Raw genomic sequence first — 13,847 nt, 5'->3', positions numbered from 1 at the left:
TCAACAGATACCAAAAAAAATACCGCGCCCATCTATCAAATGAGGCGCGGTATTTTTTGTTCGGCGTTCGTCAACCCCCCATCAGGGGTTGTAGGCCACCACGGAGCCGCTCAGCCCAGTCATCTGGCTTATCCTGCTCTGCATGCCCTGCAGCTTGGCCTTGGAGACATCCGGCCCGATAAAGACCCGGTTGATCTGCCCCTGCACCGGGGTCCTCGGCGAGGTCTGGGCCGAGTAGCCGGCCGCCCTCAGCTTGCCCACCAGGGCATTGACGCTGTCGGCATTCTTGAAGGCGCCGAGCTGCAGGATCCAGCTGCCCTGGGCCGGGGCTGCCGCCGCGGGTGCCGGGGTGGCCGCCTGGGTCGTCATCTTGCTCGCAATGAGATCGTCCATGGACTTGATCTGGCCCGCCTGCGGCTTGCTCTCCACCGGCTTCTTCACCTCCACCGGCTTGGGAGGCACCGGTTTGGGCTTGGGCTGCTCCACCGGTTTCTTCGCCACCACCTCGGGCTTGGGCACGGGTTTGGGCTCAGGCTTGGCCGCAGCCTGGGTCGCTGGCTGTGCCTGGGCAGCGGCAGAGGCCTGATTGGCGGCCAGGGTCACCGTATCCCCGATCTCTTCTACCTGCCACTGGGTGGCGGCAGAGGCCTGCTGCTGGCTCGCCAGGTGATCGGCCGGCAGGGTACTGGCGGCAGAGACCTGCAAGGCGGGTTTGGCTGGCTCGAGCTCGGGGCGCAGCGGGATCTTGGCAAACGCCTCTTCCTTCTGCTCCAGCTTGTTGCCGTCCATCAGATCCGGCAGAAAGATGACAACCAGGGCGACCAGGATGACGGTCCCCACCAATCTATTTTGAAACTTCGAAGCCAAGTTAATTTCCACCCATGTTACTTAAACTCAACTGCAATCTTGCGGACATCCACGATGAACGGTCCCCGACAGCCATGCTGTTTTGCAACCTCGCAGCCCAGTTAATTTCCAGCCAAGTTACTTAGACTCAACGGCCTGCAATCTTGCGGACATCCACGATGCGAAGAGCTGGTCGGGCCGCTCAAGCGCTCGCCGCCAGCACGTCGGCGACAGTGTAAAACGAACCAAAGACGATGACCATATCATCAGGACTCGATGCGGCCAGGGCAGCACGATAAGCCGCGCTCACGCCGTCAAAGGTCGCCGCCGGTCCCTGCCCGTCCCCGAGGGCGGCGGCAAGCTGCTCTGCGGTGGCGGCGCGCGGGCCTGTGAGGCTCGCCAGGAACCACTGGTCGATGAGGCCATCGAGCTCGGCCAGCGACCCTGCCATGTCCTTGTCTTTCAGCATGCCCACCACGGCGCGGCGCTTGCCCTTGCAGGGGATCTGGCGCAGCTGGCTCGCGAGATAAGCCGCCGAATGGGGATTGTGGGCCACATCGACGATGACCAGGGGCTCGTTTTGCAGCCGCTGCATCCGTCCCGCCAGCCGGGCATTGGCCAGCCCATCACGGATCGCGGACTCCGAGAGCGACAAGCCGAGGGATTCCAGCGCCGCCAGCACGGTGACCGCGTTCATCAGCGGCAGGGCGGGTTTGGGCAGCCCCAGCCAGTGATTCAGGCCATGGTAATCCCAGTCTGCATCGTGCTCATCGCCGTGGAAGTCGCGGCCGACCTGGCGCAGGCGGGCGCCGAGACGCGCCGCTTCGCTGGCGATGGTCGCTGGCGGGTTGGGCTCGCCGCTGATGGCGGGTTTGCCCGCCCGATACACTCCCGCCTTCTCCACCGCCACCGCTTCGCGGGTATCCCCGAGCCAGTCGCAGTGATCCAGCGCAATGGAGGTGATCAGGGCCACGTCGGACTCCACCACATTGGTGGCGTCGAGCCGGCCGCCCAGCCCCACTTCCAGCAGCAGCACGTCGGGGGCGGCGCGGCAGAAGAGCCACAGGCCCGCCAGGGTGGCAAACTCGAAGAAGGTGAGGGCAATCTCGCCGCGGGCGGCTTCCACCTCGGCAAAGGCGGCGCAGTGCTCGCTGTCAGAGAGCTCGGCCCCGTCGATACGCACCCGCTCGGTAAAGCGCAGCAGGTGCGGCGAGGAGTAGACCCCCACCTTGTAACCGGCGGCCATCAGTATGCTGGCGGCCATGGCGCAGGAGGAGCCCTTGCCGTTGGTGCCCGCCACCGTGATCACCTTGAACGGCAACTGGGTGAGGCCCATGCGCCGGGCAACGGCGCCGACCCGCTCCAGACCCATGTCGATGTTGACCGGATGGATCCGTTCCAAATAAGAAAGCCAGTCGACCAGCGACCGGCTTTGAGATTGTTGCATGTGCGAACTCATGTTCAGTCTTCGATGACCTGAGTGTTCATCAGCTTGGCCAGCAGGCCGGCCAGACGGCTGCGCATTTCGCGGCGGTCGATGATGAGATCGATGGCGCCCTTCTCCAGCAGGAACTCGGAGCGCTGGAAGCCTTCCGGCAGCTTCTCGCGCACAGTCTGCTCGATGACGCGGGGACCGGCGAAGCCGATCAGCGCCTTGGGCTCGCCCACGTTGATGTCACCCAGCATGGCCAGACTGGCGGAGACGCCCCCCATGGTGGGGTCGGTCAGCACTGAAATGAACGGCAGGCCCGCCTTGGTGAGGCGATCGAGCGCCGCACTGGTCTTGGCCATCTGCATCAGGGAGAACAGCGCCTCCTGCATCCGCGCCCCACCCGAGGTGGAGAAGCAGACCAGGCCGCGGCCTTCCTTGATGCTCTCCTCGACGGCGCGCACGAAGCGGGCACCGACCACGGAGGACATGGAGCCACCGATGAAGGAGAACTCGAATGAACAGGCGACGACCGGCACCCCCTTGAGGGTCCCCTTCATCACCACCAGCGCATCTTTTTCTCCCGTCTCTTTCTGAGCGGCAGACAAACGATCCTTGTAGCGCTTGGAATCCTTGAATTTCAGGATGTCTTGCGGCTCCAGCTCGGCCGCGACTTCACTGCGTCCCTCGGCGTCGAGGAAGCTCTCGAGACGGGCACGTGCGCTGATGCGCATATGATGGTCACACTTGGGGCACACTTCGAGATTGCGCTCCAGCTCTGCCCGGTAGAGCACCTGTTCGCAAGCAGTACACTTGGTCCACACCCCTTCCGGAATGTTGTGACGACGCGGTGTAGTGATCTTGCTCTTGGGAAGGATCTTCTCAAGCCAGCTCATGGAATTCCTTAATGCTTTTGTGCCTGACAAAACGCATCGGGCCTTGATTGTTCAATGACTTACGGCTCGATGGCAATAAATGACGGATCATTAAACCACAAATTTTCGGGCCCAGTTACTAAAAACTGGTCGTACCCGGTGCCGAGTCCGGCAGCCAGAGCGGGCCGAGGGGCAACCGGGGCAGGGCAAACTCTGCCGGGTAGTCCACGTCCACCAGATAAAGCCCCCCCGCCTTGGCGGTCGGCCCCGCCAGGTTGCGATCCCTGGCCGCCAGCACCTCGGCTATCCACTCCACGGGTTTCAGCCCCTGCCCCACCAGCAGCAGGGAGCCGGTGATGTTGCGCACCATGTGATGCAGGAAGGCGTTGGCCTTGATGTCGAGCACTATGTAGGGGCCGGAGCGACTGACGCACAGGTGGGTCACATTGCGCCAGGGGGTGTTGGACTGGCAGGCGATGGCGCGGAAGGTGCTGAAGTCGTGCTCCCCGAGCAGGCTCTGGCCCGCCTGGTGCATCAGGTCGGCATCTATGGTCTCGTGGTAGTGGCTGACGCCGCTGCCGAGGATGGCCGGGCGGAAGTTATGGTTGTAGATGACATAACGGTAGCGACGGGCGGTGGCGCTGAAGCGGGCGTGGAAGTTCTCGTCCACCTCCTTGACCCAGCGCACGGCGATGTCCGGCGGCAGGTTGGAGTTGAGCCCCAGGGTCCAGGCCCCCTCGGCGCGGTTCGCCTCGGTATCGAAGTGGATCACCTGGCCGGTGGCGTGCACCCCGGCATCGGTACGACCGGCGCACTGGATGGAGACGGGGTGGTTGGCGATGCGGCTGAGGGCTTTTTCCAGTTCGGCCTGCACGCTGATCACTTCGCGCTGACGCTGCCAGCCGAAATACCGGCTGCCGTCGTATTCAATACCTAGGGCAATTCGCATGGATGAATCTTGTCTTGTGGGGAAAGGATGAAAGAAACGGGCCGGATTATACGCCCTTGGGCCCAAAAGTCCCAGACCGGGCCGGCATCCCGTGCCGACGACCGGCATGAAAGAGGGCAGCCCGCGGGCTGCCCTCTGTGTTCATCACCGGCAAAGGGGATCACCCCAGGCGCCTGAGCAGCTTCTCGGCTTCGCTGCGCTGGTGCTCGCTGCCCTGGGCCGCCGCCTCTTGCAGCAGCTCGCGGGCGCTCTCCTTGTCGTCGATCTCGAGGTAGGCCCGGGCCAGATCCAGCTTGGCCCCCACGCCACCGTCATCGGCATCCACATCGAACCCGGTGGACTCCGGCAACACCTCGGGGAAGCCATCCAGCCCCACGTCCAGGGAGAAGCCCTGGTAGGGCTCCTGCTCAGTGCTGCTGGCGTTGGCCTCGGCCAGGAGCTTGTCTATCTCCACGTAGTCGTTCGCCTGCACCTGCTCACGGGGCTTCAGATCGCCCTGATGGGGCTCCACCTCGGTGAAGGCATCCTCGAAGTCCGCCAGGGCCAGCTCGTTGGGATCCCAGGCCGGCGCCGCCGGCTTGGTGGGCTCCAGCCCGAGCTCGGCCAGCATGTCATCGATATCATCCTTGCCATAGGCGTCGTCGCCTCGGGCAGCGGTGTCGGTGGCAGGCTCCTGGAAGCCGGTCTCGAGATCGCTGAGATCAAAGTTGGCGAGTTCCGTATCCCGCTGGCTTCTGCTCTGCGCCTGCGCCTGGCTCAGATCGGCCTCGAGATCGGCGTCCAGCTCGGCAAACAGGGCCGCTTGCAGCTCCTCCTCGCTCATGATCTCGTCGCTGGCCCGGGCCCTGGCATCGGACTCGCCGGAGAGATCCAGCTCAGGGGCCGAGGGCAGATCGAAGTCTCCGTCGAGAGCCAGATCGAGCTCGGGCACCAGATCCGGATCCCGGTTGGCCGTCGTCACCGCAGGCTCCACATCGAAGGCGGACAGGGCCATCTCATCATCGCTGAAGACGACGTCAGTCGGGGCCTTGGCTCCCTCCTGACTGCCATTGTCACCCGGCCCAAGATCCGGCATGGCGTGCATGGGCTCGTCATCGGCGATGCCGACCGTCATCAGCTGGTCAAATTCGCTGCTCTCCTCCCCCATCACCATGGAGGTGGACTCCGACAGGCTCTTCTCCTGCTCTTCCAGCTCGCGCCGAGCGCGGGCCCGCAGCCAGAGCGTCACCAGGGCCAGCACCAGCAGCACGGGCAGCAGGATGATCATGGCGAGATTCAGCGGCGAGGCGAGCAGCTCCATCACCCAGTTCTGCTTGGGTGCGGGGGCAACCACGGGCGGCACCGGCTTGGCCTTGAGCTCCGCCACCTCTTTTTGCAGCGCGGTCTGATCCTGCAGCTGGGCCTTGAGGGTCTCCACCTCTTCGGTCAGGGACTGCAGGCGCAGCTTGAGCCTGTGGTTCATCTCGGTGACCTGACCGAGCTGGGCGTTGGCATCTTCCAGCGCCAGCGCCATCTCGGTGGAGGGCTTGCCCACCACGGCGGCGGCACTGACCGGCAAGGGGGCCGGGGCTGCGGTTGGCGCGGCGGCACTCACCGCTGGGGCGGCCGCCTTGGGGATCGCCGTCACCTCGGTCGCCGCCTGAGGCGCGCTCACCTTGGGGGCGGTCGGGAGGGGGGCAGCCTTGGCCACGGCCTTGACCGGCGCGCTGGTCGCCGGCTTGGTCGCCACCGGATGGGTCTGCTTCTCGGCCAGGTATTTGGGGCTCAGCCCCTTCCAGCTGGCGTTGTCGCTGTTGAAGCGGCGACGGGCCTCGGCGTCCGTGATGCGGCCCGCCTCGGCGGCGCTTGGCAGCAGAATGCGGGATCCCACCAGGATGTGGTTGATGTTGCCGTCGGCAAAACTCTTGGGATTCTTGTCATAGATCGCCACCATGGTCTGGTAGACGGTCACCCGGCTGGAGGGGCGATGCTTGCTCGCCAGGCTCCAGAGGGTATCGGTGGAACGGACAGGGCCATAGCTGCCCGCGGCGGCGCTGGGCGCCTGACGCACTATGGGCTGGGCCCTGGGAGCCGGCTGGGCCGGTGCCACGGGCTGGGCCAGAGGCTGAACGACAGGAGGTGCGGCACCATCCGGGCCCTTGAGCTCGACAAAGAAAGGCTCTCGCCCCGCCTCATCGGCCTGAGCCGTGCCCAGAAGACCCAATGCGAGTAGCGTTGCCAGCGTTATGCGGGAATGTCCCATATTCGTTCCTTCGTATGATGGCCCTATCACATTGAAAAATCTGGATAGTTACCCCAAAACAATCGGCTCAATATAAATCAGCCGCCGGTCTCAAGCCAGCGATCCGACATATTTCGCGTCCCCATGCCGCCAGAGAGCGGCCCCAGACGCGAACCCGAGTGTAGAAAAAAACCTAGCTCACTGATATCACGCGACATTCTTAAAACCGGAGAGTGCGCCCCCGGTCACATCCCGGGACCCTGGCTCATCTCCTCGGGCGGGGCTCCCTCCCCGCCGCAGACCGCAAAACGGCCTCAGAGGTAGTCGCGCACCAGCAGCTCGGCAATCTGCACGCTGTTGGTCGCCGCGCCCTTACGAACGTTATCGGCCACGATCCACATATTGATACCGCTCGGGTGAGAAATATCCTGGCGCACCCGGCCAACCAGCACCTCGTCCTTGCCGGTGGCGTCGCGCACCGGGGTCGGGTAGTCGGCATCGTCGTCAAACAGGGTGACGCCGGGGGCATTGCGCAGCAGCTCCTTGACCTGCTCGGCGTCCAGCGGCTGGTGCAGCTCGACGTGGACCGCCTCGGCGTGACCGTAGAACACCGGCACCCGTACGCAGGTGGGGTTCACGGCTATGCTGGCATCCCCCAGGATCTTCTGGGTCTCCCACACCATCTTCATCTCTTCACGGGTGTAACCGTTGTCGGTGAAGCTGTCGATCTGCGGGATCAGGTTGAAGGCGATCTGCTGCGGATAGATGGTCGGCTCCACCGGACGGCCGTTGAGCAGATGGGCGGTCTGGCCCGCCAGCTCGCTCACCCCTTCCTTGCCGGAGCCGGAGACGGACTGGTAGGTCGCCACGTTGATGCGGGCGATGCCCACCTCGTCCTGCAGGGGCTTGAGGGCAACCAGCATCTGTATGGTGGAGCAGTTGGGGTTGGCTATGATGTTGCGGTTGCGAAAATCCGCCAGGGCATCCGGGTTCACTTCCGGGATCACCAGGGGGATGTCTTCGTCGTAACGGAAGCAGGAGGTGTTGTCGATGACGATGCAGCCCTGCTCGGCCGCGATGGGCGCCCACTTGGCAGAGACTTCGGCACCGGCGGAGAAGAGGGCGATCTGCACCTGGCTCCAGTCAAACTCCTCGACATCCTTGATCTCGATGTTCTTGCCGCCAAAGCGCACGGTGTCGCCGGCGCTGCGGCTGGAGGCCAGGGGATAGAGGGTGGCGACCGGGAAGGCGCGCTCCTCCAGGATCTCGATCATGGCCTGACCCACGGCGCCGCTCGCGCCCAGTACCGCTACGTTGAATTGTTGACTCACTGATGTTCTCTCCTGTGATATTGCCCGCCGATGAGGCCGACCGGGTCGGCATCAGGGGCGGCAGGCGTGATCTGTCTGATGGTCGGCCGGCAGGGTGCGGGCCGAGACGGAGGGCCCCGATCCGGTGATCGGAGCCCCGCATGAATTCCGGTTTATTTTGGCGAGATGGCAAAGCCCAGCCGGGCCAGCTTGTCGCAGGCGAAGGGGCCGCTGACCTGCAAGGAGGAGAGCTCGCGCCGCTCCGGGTAGTCCTTGCGCTGCCCATCGAAGCTGCCGGGCAACCCGATCCGGTTGCGAAAGCGGGCATCGTCCCGGCGCACGTCATAGATGAGGTGGACCAGCAGCTTGATCAACCCCTGATCGGCGGGCTGACCCGGCGTCAGCTCGCGCACCTCGGGGGCGGGCAGCAGGGATTGCAGATCCTGGCGCGCCGTGCGCCCCAGCTGCTGGCAGAGCGCCTGATAGAGCATCCAGGTGCCGCGGGCCTTGCCCTCCAGGCTGTAGCCGGCGATGTGCGGAGTGGCTATCTCGGTGTAAGGCACCAGGGCCTCTAGAGGCTCAGGCTCCCCTTCCCACACGTCCATCACCAGCTTGAGCGGCGCCTGGCTCTGCTGGCGCGCCAGCAAGGCCTGGTTGTCCCACACCTCCCCCCGGGAGGCATTGATAAGGAACTGGCCCCCGGGCAGCGCGGCTATCTCGCGTTCCCCCAGCAGGTGGAAGGTCGGCTCCGGCCCCTTGCGGGTCAGGGGCACATGGAAGCTGACGATATCGGCCCCAAGGGCCGTCTGATAATCGACAAAACCCGCACCACCCTCAGTGCGTGCCCGCGGCGGATCGCAGCGCAGCACCTTCATGCCGAGCGCCTCTGCCTTGCCCGCCACGCACTCCCCCGTGTTGCCGGCGCCGATGACGGCGAGGCTCATCCGATCGAGGCTGAGCTCATGGCGCTCCGCCAGCACCAGCAGGGCCGAGAGCACATAGTCGCCCACCGAATACTTGTTGCAGCCGGGGGCGCTGAAGAAGGGGATGCCCCGCTCGGCCAGGAGAGCGGTGTCGATGTGATCCGTGCCTATGGTGGCGGTGCCGACGAAAGCCAGCCGCGGGCAGCTGGCGAGCAGCCCGGCATCGACCCGGGTCACCGAGCGTACCAGCAGCACGTCGGCATCCTGCAGATCCGCCGCCCCTATCTGCCGTCCGGGCAGGGGGACGACCTCGCCAAACTCGGCAAACAGCTCGCAGGCATGGGGCATATTTTCATCAACGACGATCTTCATCGGCTCTCTTCTCATCCACAACCGGCCACAGGCGCGCCATTCTAGCCCAAGCGGGCCGAATTTTCAGAGACTTGTTCTCGGGCTGTCGTGGGCAAAGAGTGCGCCGCTCTCTTAAGTCAACAGGGAGCGGGGGCGTCGAAGCGGGTTCCCGGGCATCCACAGATGGAGCGTCGCACTCATATGTAACAACATGTTGCCCTCGCGCCCCCTGGCTTGACCAGGGAGGACGGGCTGGCACAATGGCGCCTCTTTATCATCCGCCCTGTCATGTGCACCTGTTACGAGCCCTCTCATGCCGACTCATGCCTCTTCGTTGCCACGCCGCCGGGTGCTTGGTTTCAACGCCATACTGCTGCTGCCGCTGCTGCTGCTCGTCTGCCTGCCCTGGCAGCCCTTCATGACGGGTGCCCTGCAATCGGACTGGCTCTGGTGGCCCTATGCCCTCACCCGCATGGTGGACCTGCCCGGCCTTGCCATCACCATCGCCGCCTTGCTGCTGCTGACCCGACACAAGCTGACGCTCGGCCACACCGCCCTGCTGGCCCTCGCGGGCGCCCTCTTTGCCGCGCTCGCGAGCGACTGGATCATCAAGAGCCTCATCAAGCAGCTGACCGAGGAGCCAAGGCCCTATCTGCTCTGGCTGGAGAGCCAGGAGCTTATCCCCGCCATCCGCCAGTTCTATGCCGGCAGCAGTGCGCTTCGCAGCGAACAGGTCCACGCCGCGACCCAGTTGCTTGCGCTGCCCGCCTGGCTCGGCCACCACTGGCAGACGGAGGTGAACTACGCCTTCCCCTCCGGCCACAGCATCGCCGCCATGAGCCTGGCCCAGTTCTTCGGCCTGATCTGGCTGGCCCGGGCCCCCGCCGGGGTCTGGCTGCTGCCGCTCTGGGCCATCGGCATCGGCCTGTCGCGCACCCTGATCGGCATGCACTGGCCCCTGGACGTGCTGGCGAGCGCCCTGCTTGGCAGCCTCACCGCCCTCGTCGCCGCCCGCTGGTGGCTGCACCGCTACTGATCTCCCAGACGAAAAAACGGGCACCCTGGTGCCCGTTTTTTCGTTGCAGGTGCTGCTCTCAGCCCTGGCTCTGCCAACCCTGAGGGTACTTGTAGCCGACGAAACGCTTGGCGGCATAGGCCTTGAACTCGGGGGAGTTGTAGGCCGCCGCCACATCCTTGGCGAACGGCTTGTCCGCATCGGCCCCTTTGACCACCACCCAGTTGATGAAGTCATAGCTGCGCTCGAGGAAGAGACCCGTGCTGAAGGGGATCCCGCTCGAGGCGGCGAAGTTGCCGTTGATGACGGAGAAGTCCACGTCTTCACGGGAGCGGGGCAGTTGCGCCGCCTCCAGCAACACCAGCTTGATGTCGTGGGGGTTCTTCACCACATCGAATTCGCTCGCCTTGAGGGGGTTGATCCCCTCCTTGAGGGTCAGCCAGCCCAGGTCCTGCAGCATCAGCAGGGCCCGCGCCTGGTTGGTGGGGTCGTTGGGAATGGCGACAGTGCTGCCCTCTTTCAGGGCCTTGAGATCCCCCAGCTTGCCGGCGTAGAGCCCCATGGGGCCGGTCGGCACCTGGGTGATGGGGGCCAGGGAGAGGCCCCGGTCTTTGGAGAAGCTCTCCAGATAGGGCTTGTGCTGGAAGCAGTTGACGTCCAGCGACCCGTCCGCCAGGGCGATGTTGGGGGTCACGTAGTCGGTGAACTCCACCAGTTTGACCTTGTAGCCCTTGGCTTCGAGCTGCGGCTTGATGGAGTCGGTCACCATGTCGGCGAAGTCCCCGACAGTAGTGCCTATCACTATCTCTTTCTTCGCCTCATCGATGGCAAAGGCTGACAGCGGCAGGCTGCTGGCGAGCAGCGCGAGGGCGGAGAGGGTGAAGAAGGAACGACGCTGCATAGAAACTCCCTGTCGAAATGATCATCAAAATGGTGGGGCTGCGGGTGTCATCATGAAGGTCGACACCACAACCATCTAGCCATCCAAACGGCTAATTAAGGACACCATAACAGAGCTTTTCCCCTTCGCCAAGCAACAAAACCGGGCAAGCTGGGCCAAAGAGAGGCAAAGCCCATCCGCCCCCTGGATGAGAAATCTTTGACGGAGCACGCAGTTATGCGGCTTGCCCTCTCCCCGCTTGACGCAAAACCGGCTTATTGTGGTCATTCGATACCCATCTTCACGGGATCCCATAAGGGTGCCGAGAGCCTGTTCAGCCCCCAGACAGCACAAGGAGTCACAGTGTTCGATCATGTTGAAATCAAGGTGGTGCGCGTCGACGACTGCCGACGCTTTTATGAAACCGTGCTGGCCCCTCTCTTGATAACACTCAAATGGGCAGACAAAGACGCCGCAGGTTTCGGCCGGGTTGGTCACGACAAGGTGGGCTTCCTGATAGAGCGGGGCCAACAGGGTGCCCCCTGCCATCTCGCCTTCGCGGCAAGCAGCGCGGCCCAGGTGGATGAGTTTCACCAGGCTGGCGTCAGGGCCGGCTTTGCCTGCAACGGGCAGCCGGGGCTGCGTCCCCACTATGCCCCCAATTATTACGCCGCCTTCCTGCTCGATCCGGACGGCAACAACATAGAGGCCCTGGCCTACCTTGACCCCCCTGGCACGGCGAGCGCGTGAAGGGGCGCCGTGCAGCTTGTCAGCAAGAGCCCAGCGTCGTTGAGCTCAGGGCCAGGAAGCTCGCCACAAACAAAGGAGAAAATCATGCTTGAAAGCCGCAACACCGGCCTGCTGGTGGTCGATATCCAGGGCAAGCTGGCCCGCCTGGTGGAGGGGAGCGACTCGCTCATCGCCAACACGGCCCGACTGGTGCAGGGAGCCAAGGCGCTGGGGCTGCCGGTTGTCTGGCTGGAGCAGAACCCGGACAAGCTCGGCGCCACGGTGCCCGAGTTGCAGCCGCTGCAGGCGGGCACCCTTGTGCTGCCCAAGTACAGCTTCGGCGCCCTGGGGGAGCCGACGGTCGCCGATGCCCTGGCCGGGACCGGGGTCGGCCACTGGCTGGTGTGCGGCATCGAGGCCCATATCTGCGTCTACCAGAGCGTGCAGGGGCTTCTGGCGAGCGGCGCCCGGGTCTCTCTGGTGGTGGATGCGGTGTCGTCCCGCACCGCCGCCAACCGGGAGCTCGCCATCGGTCAGCTGGCGGCCCGGGGGGCTACCCTCACCTCGGTGGAGATGTGCCTCTACGAGCTGATGGGAGATTGCCGCCATTCGGCGTTTCGAGAGGTCCTCTCTCTGGTGAAATGACCGCCATGATGGACAACATGGCCCCCCTGATGTTTGCCCTCATCGCCTTCGGGGTGGCGCTCACGGTGACGATGACAGGCATGGCGGCTACCCGCCACTATCTGGCCTGGCTCTGGCTGGGGAGCATGCTCTTCTTAGGGCTGTGGTGGGCGCTGCTGGGCATGCCCCCGCTCCTTGCCGAGCCGCCCCCTCTCTGATCATGACCACCCGAGAGCTCAGTCCCCCAGCCGCTCCTGCAGATAGCGATAACCCCCCACGCCGTTTGGCACGAAGCTCAGCCGGTGGGTGAGGCCGGGGGGCGCATCCTCGGGGTGATGGGAGACGAACAGCAACTGGGTACCTTCCCCTATGAGGCGCACCACCATCTCCCGCACAAGGTGGCGGTTCAAGGGATCCAGCCCCTGCAGGGGCTCGTCCAGAATGAGCAGCGGCGGATGCTTGACCAGAGCCCGGGCGATGAGCACCAGGCGCTGCTGGCCGAAGGAGAGGGAGTGAAAGGGCTGCGCCCCCTGCTCCTTTAGCCCCAGCAGGAGCAGCCACTGGTTGGCGAGCGCCAGCTGGCGATCCCCCGGGTGGGTATAGAGGCCGATGGAGTCATAAAAGCCGGAGAGGACCACCGCAAGCACCGAACAATTGACGCGATAGTCCAGGTGCAGGGCCGGGCTCACCAGGCCGATGTGGCGCTTGATCTCCCAGATGCTCTCGCCACTGCCCCGGCGCACTCCGAACAGGCGCAGATCATTGCTGTACCCCTGCGGATGATCCCCTGTGATGAGGGCGAGCAGGGTCGACTTGCCGGCACCGTTGGGCCCCACCAGTTGCCAGTGCTCTCCCTCCTCTATGTTCCAGTCGAGCCCGTCGATGATGACCTGCTCCCCGTAGGCAACGCGCAAGGCGCGCATCTGTACCCGGGGGCCGGGGGGCAAGGGCGCGGGAGCCGTCAGCGGAGGCGGTAAGCGGGGTGAGGCGATTTCGGCCCGTGCCAGCTGGGCCACCTCCCGGCTGCCGAGCACGGCGTCACGCTCCCCCGCCAGCAGCAGGCTGAGCTCCCCGAGCAGGCCGAGGTGGGTGGCAAAGGGGGGTATCTCGTCGAAGCGGTTGACGATCACCACCAACCGCTGTCCCTCCCCGACCAGCTCTGCTAGCAGCGCCATCAGTTCCTGGCGAGAGCCCTGATCCAGCCCATCGAAGGGCTCGTCCAGCACCAACAGTTCGGGCCGCCCCAGCAGGGCGCGGGCCAGCAGCAGCTTGCGCCCCTCCCCGCTCGAGAGATGGCGGTAGGGACGATCCCACAGGGACTCGATGCCGAAGCGCGCCAGCAGCGAGCGGGCCTGGGCCTCCTCGCCCCCCTCCTCCAGCATCAGGGTCGACACCCGATAGCCGGCCTCCTCCTCTTCCCCCAGCATGTCGGTGTTGCGCCGCTGCCAGTCCAGCTCCCCCAGCCGCTGCTGCGACTCGAAGGAGAGGCGCTCGGCCCTCACCCGGCCAGTCACCTCCCCTGCACGGACGGCCAGCTCGCCGCACAGGGCAGAGGCCAGCGCCGTCTTGCCGCTGCCGTTGCTGCCGACGAAGGCCCAGCACGCCTGAGGCGCCAGCTTGAGGTCGGGGATGAAGAGGGTCTGGTCGCCGTGAAGAGCCAGCCTGGCTGATTGCCACTGCAAAAGAGTCATGGAT

13 protein-coding genes are annotated in these 13,847 nt (G+C 64.8%); 4 read left to right on the top strand and 9 right to left on the bottom strand.

The features are described from left to right. Positions 1 to 81: 81 nt before the first annotated feature. The 7 genes from dedD to AAHB08_RS04560 form a co-directional block, all read right to left on the bottom strand. Positions 82 to 867 (bottom strand): cell division protein DedD, encoded by a 786-nt coding sequence (gene dedD / locus AAHB08_RS04590; protein WP_342058251.1) that lies wholly within the window; start codon positions 865 to 867, stop codon positions 82 to 84. Between the two features lie 181 nt (positions 868 to 1,048). Further along, positions 1,049 to 2,305: a bifunctional tetrahydrofolate synthase/dihydrofolate synthase gene (folC, locus tag AAHB08_RS04585; RefSeq protein ID WP_342058250.1), complete on the bottom strand. Its 1,257-nt coding sequence runs from the start codon at positions 2,303 to 2,305 to the stop codon at positions 1,049 to 1,051. A gap of 2 nt (positions 2,306 to 2,307) precedes the next feature. Then, entirely contained in the window at positions 2,308 to 3,171 is an 864-nt protein-coding gene (gene accD / locus AAHB08_RS04580) for an acetyl-CoA carboxylase, carboxyltransferase subunit beta (protein WP_342058249.1), read from the bottom strand. A gap of 118 nt (positions 3,172 to 3,289) precedes the next feature. Continuing rightward, positions 3,290 to 4,099, bottom strand: coding sequence for a tRNA pseudouridine(38-40) synthase TruA (gene truA / locus AAHB08_RS04575; protein ID WP_265436108.1), 810 nt, complete (start codon positions 4,097 to 4,099; stop codon positions 3,290 to 3,292). Between the two features lie 160 nt (positions 4,100 to 4,259). Beyond that, a complete protein-coding gene (locus tag AAHB08_RS04570; RefSeq protein WP_342058248.1) occupies positions 4,260 to 6,341 on the bottom strand; it encodes a FimV/HubP family polar landmark protein in 2,082 nt (693 codons plus the stop codon). A gap of 293 nt (positions 6,342 to 6,634) precedes the next feature. Beyond that, positions 6,635 to 7,651, bottom strand: a complete 1,017-nt coding sequence (locus AAHB08_RS04565; RefSeq protein WP_139439503.1) for an aspartate-semialdehyde dehydrogenase — start codon at positions 7,649 to 7,651, stop codon at positions 6,635 to 6,637. 152 nt (positions 7,652 to 7,803) lie between these two features. Then, a complete protein-coding gene (locus AAHB08_RS04560; RefSeq protein ID WP_342058247.1) occupies positions 7,804 to 8,925 on the bottom strand; it encodes a 4-phosphoerythronate dehydrogenase in 1,122 nt (373 codons plus the stop codon). Positions 8,926 to 9,217: 292 nt separating this feature from the next. Between AAHB08_RS04560 and AAHB08_RS04555 the strand changes: the two genes are divergently transcribed. Then, positions 9,218 to 9,940 carry a phosphatase PAP2 family protein gene (locus AAHB08_RS04555; protein WP_139439501.1) on the top strand — a complete coding sequence of 241 codons (723 nt, stop codon included), beginning with the start codon at positions 9,218 to 9,220 and terminating at the stop codon, positions 9,938 to 9,940. A gap of 58 nt (positions 9,941 to 9,998) precedes the next feature. Here AAHB08_RS04555 and AAHB08_RS04550 read toward each other — a convergent pair whose 3' ends face one another. After that, positions 9,999 to 10,820, bottom strand: a complete 822-nt coding sequence (locus AAHB08_RS04550) for a MetQ/NlpA family ABC transporter substrate-binding protein (protein WP_247626476.1) — start codon at positions 10,818 to 10,820, stop codon at positions 9,999 to 10,001. Positions 10,821 to 11,162: 342 nt separating this feature from the next. Here AAHB08_RS04550 and AAHB08_RS04545 point away from each other — a divergent pair, with 342 nt between their 5' ends. The 3 genes from AAHB08_RS04545 to AAHB08_RS04535 all read left to right on the top strand — a co-directional run bounded on the left by AAHB08_RS04545 (position 11,163) and on the right by AAHB08_RS04535 (position 12,370). Then, positions 11,163 to 11,549, top strand: coding sequence for a VOC family protein (locus AAHB08_RS04545; RefSeq protein ID WP_342058246.1), 387 nt, complete (start codon positions 11,163 to 11,165; stop codon positions 11,547 to 11,549). Between the two features lie 84 nt (positions 11,550 to 11,633). Beyond that, the gene (locus AAHB08_RS04540; protein WP_342058245.1) at positions 11,634 to 12,173 is read left to right on the top strand and encodes an isochorismatase family protein; all 540 of its coding nucleotides are present in this window, start codon (positions 11,634 to 11,636) and stop codon (positions 12,171 to 12,173) included. Between the two features lie 5 nt (positions 12,174 to 12,178). Beyond that, positions 12,179 to 12,370 (top strand): hypothetical protein, encoded by a 192-nt coding sequence (locus AAHB08_RS04535; RefSeq protein ID WP_342058244.1) that lies wholly within the window; start codon positions 12,179 to 12,181, stop codon positions 12,368 to 12,370. Between the two features lie 18 nt (positions 12,371 to 12,388). Here the strand turns inward: AAHB08_RS04535 and modF are convergent, their stop codons facing one another. After that, positions 12,389 to 13,843 carry a molybdate ABC transporter ATP-binding protein ModF gene (modF, locus tag AAHB08_RS04530; protein ID WP_342058243.1) on the bottom strand — a complete coding sequence of 485 codons (1,455 nt, stop codon included), beginning with the start codon at positions 13,841 to 13,843 and terminating at the stop codon, positions 12,389 to 12,391. Between the last annotated feature and the right edge of the window lie 4 nt (positions 13,844 to 13,847).

Source organism: Aeromonas sp. OTU364, assembly GCF_038440395.1.
Lineage (GTDB): Bacteria > Pseudomonadota > Gammaproteobacteria > Enterobacterales > Aeromonadaceae > Aeromonas.
This window is presented reverse-complemented; position numbering and strand designations above follow the sequence as displayed.

Excerpts from the sequence above, each read along its gene's own strand:
- AAHB08_RS04535 (WP_342058244.1), top strand. The coding sequence starts at position 12,179 with ATGATGGACAACATGGCCCCCCTGATGTTTGCCCTCATCGCCTTCGGG.
- accD (WP_342058249.1), bottom strand. The coding sequence starts at position 3,171 with ATGAGCTGGCTTGAGAAGATCCTTCCCAAGAGCAAGATCACTACACCG.
- AAHB08_RS04555 (WP_139439501.1), top strand. The coding sequence starts at position 9,218 with ATGCCGACTCATGCCTCTTCGTTGCCACGCCGCCGGGTGCTTGGTTTC.
- folC (WP_342058250.1), bottom strand. The coding sequence starts at position 2,305 with ATGAGTTCGCACATGCAACAATCTCAAAGCCGGTCGCTGGTCGACTGG.
- AAHB08_RS04540 (WP_342058245.1), top strand. The coding sequence starts at position 11,634 with ATGCTTGAAAGCCGCAACACCGGCCTGCTGGTGGTCGATATCCAGGGC.
- truA (WP_265436108.1), bottom strand. The coding sequence starts at position 4,099 with ATGCGAATTGCCCTAGGTATTGAATACGACGGCAGCCGGTATTTCGGC.
- AAHB08_RS04550 (WP_247626476.1), bottom strand. The coding sequence starts at position 10,820 with ATGCAGCGTCGTTCCTTCTTCACCCTCTCCGCCCTCGCGCTGCTCGCC.
- AAHB08_RS04560 (WP_342058247.1), bottom strand. The coding sequence starts at position 8,925 with ATGAAGATCGTCGTTGATGAAAATATGCCCCATGCCTGCGAGCTGTTT.
- AAHB08_RS04570 (WP_342058248.1), bottom strand. The coding sequence starts at position 6,341 with ATGGGACATTCCCGCATAACGCTGGCAACGCTACTCGCATTGGGTCTT.
- modF (WP_342058243.1), bottom strand. The coding sequence starts at position 13,843 with ATGACTCTTTTGCAGTGGCAATCAGCCAGGCTGGCTCTTCACGGCGAC.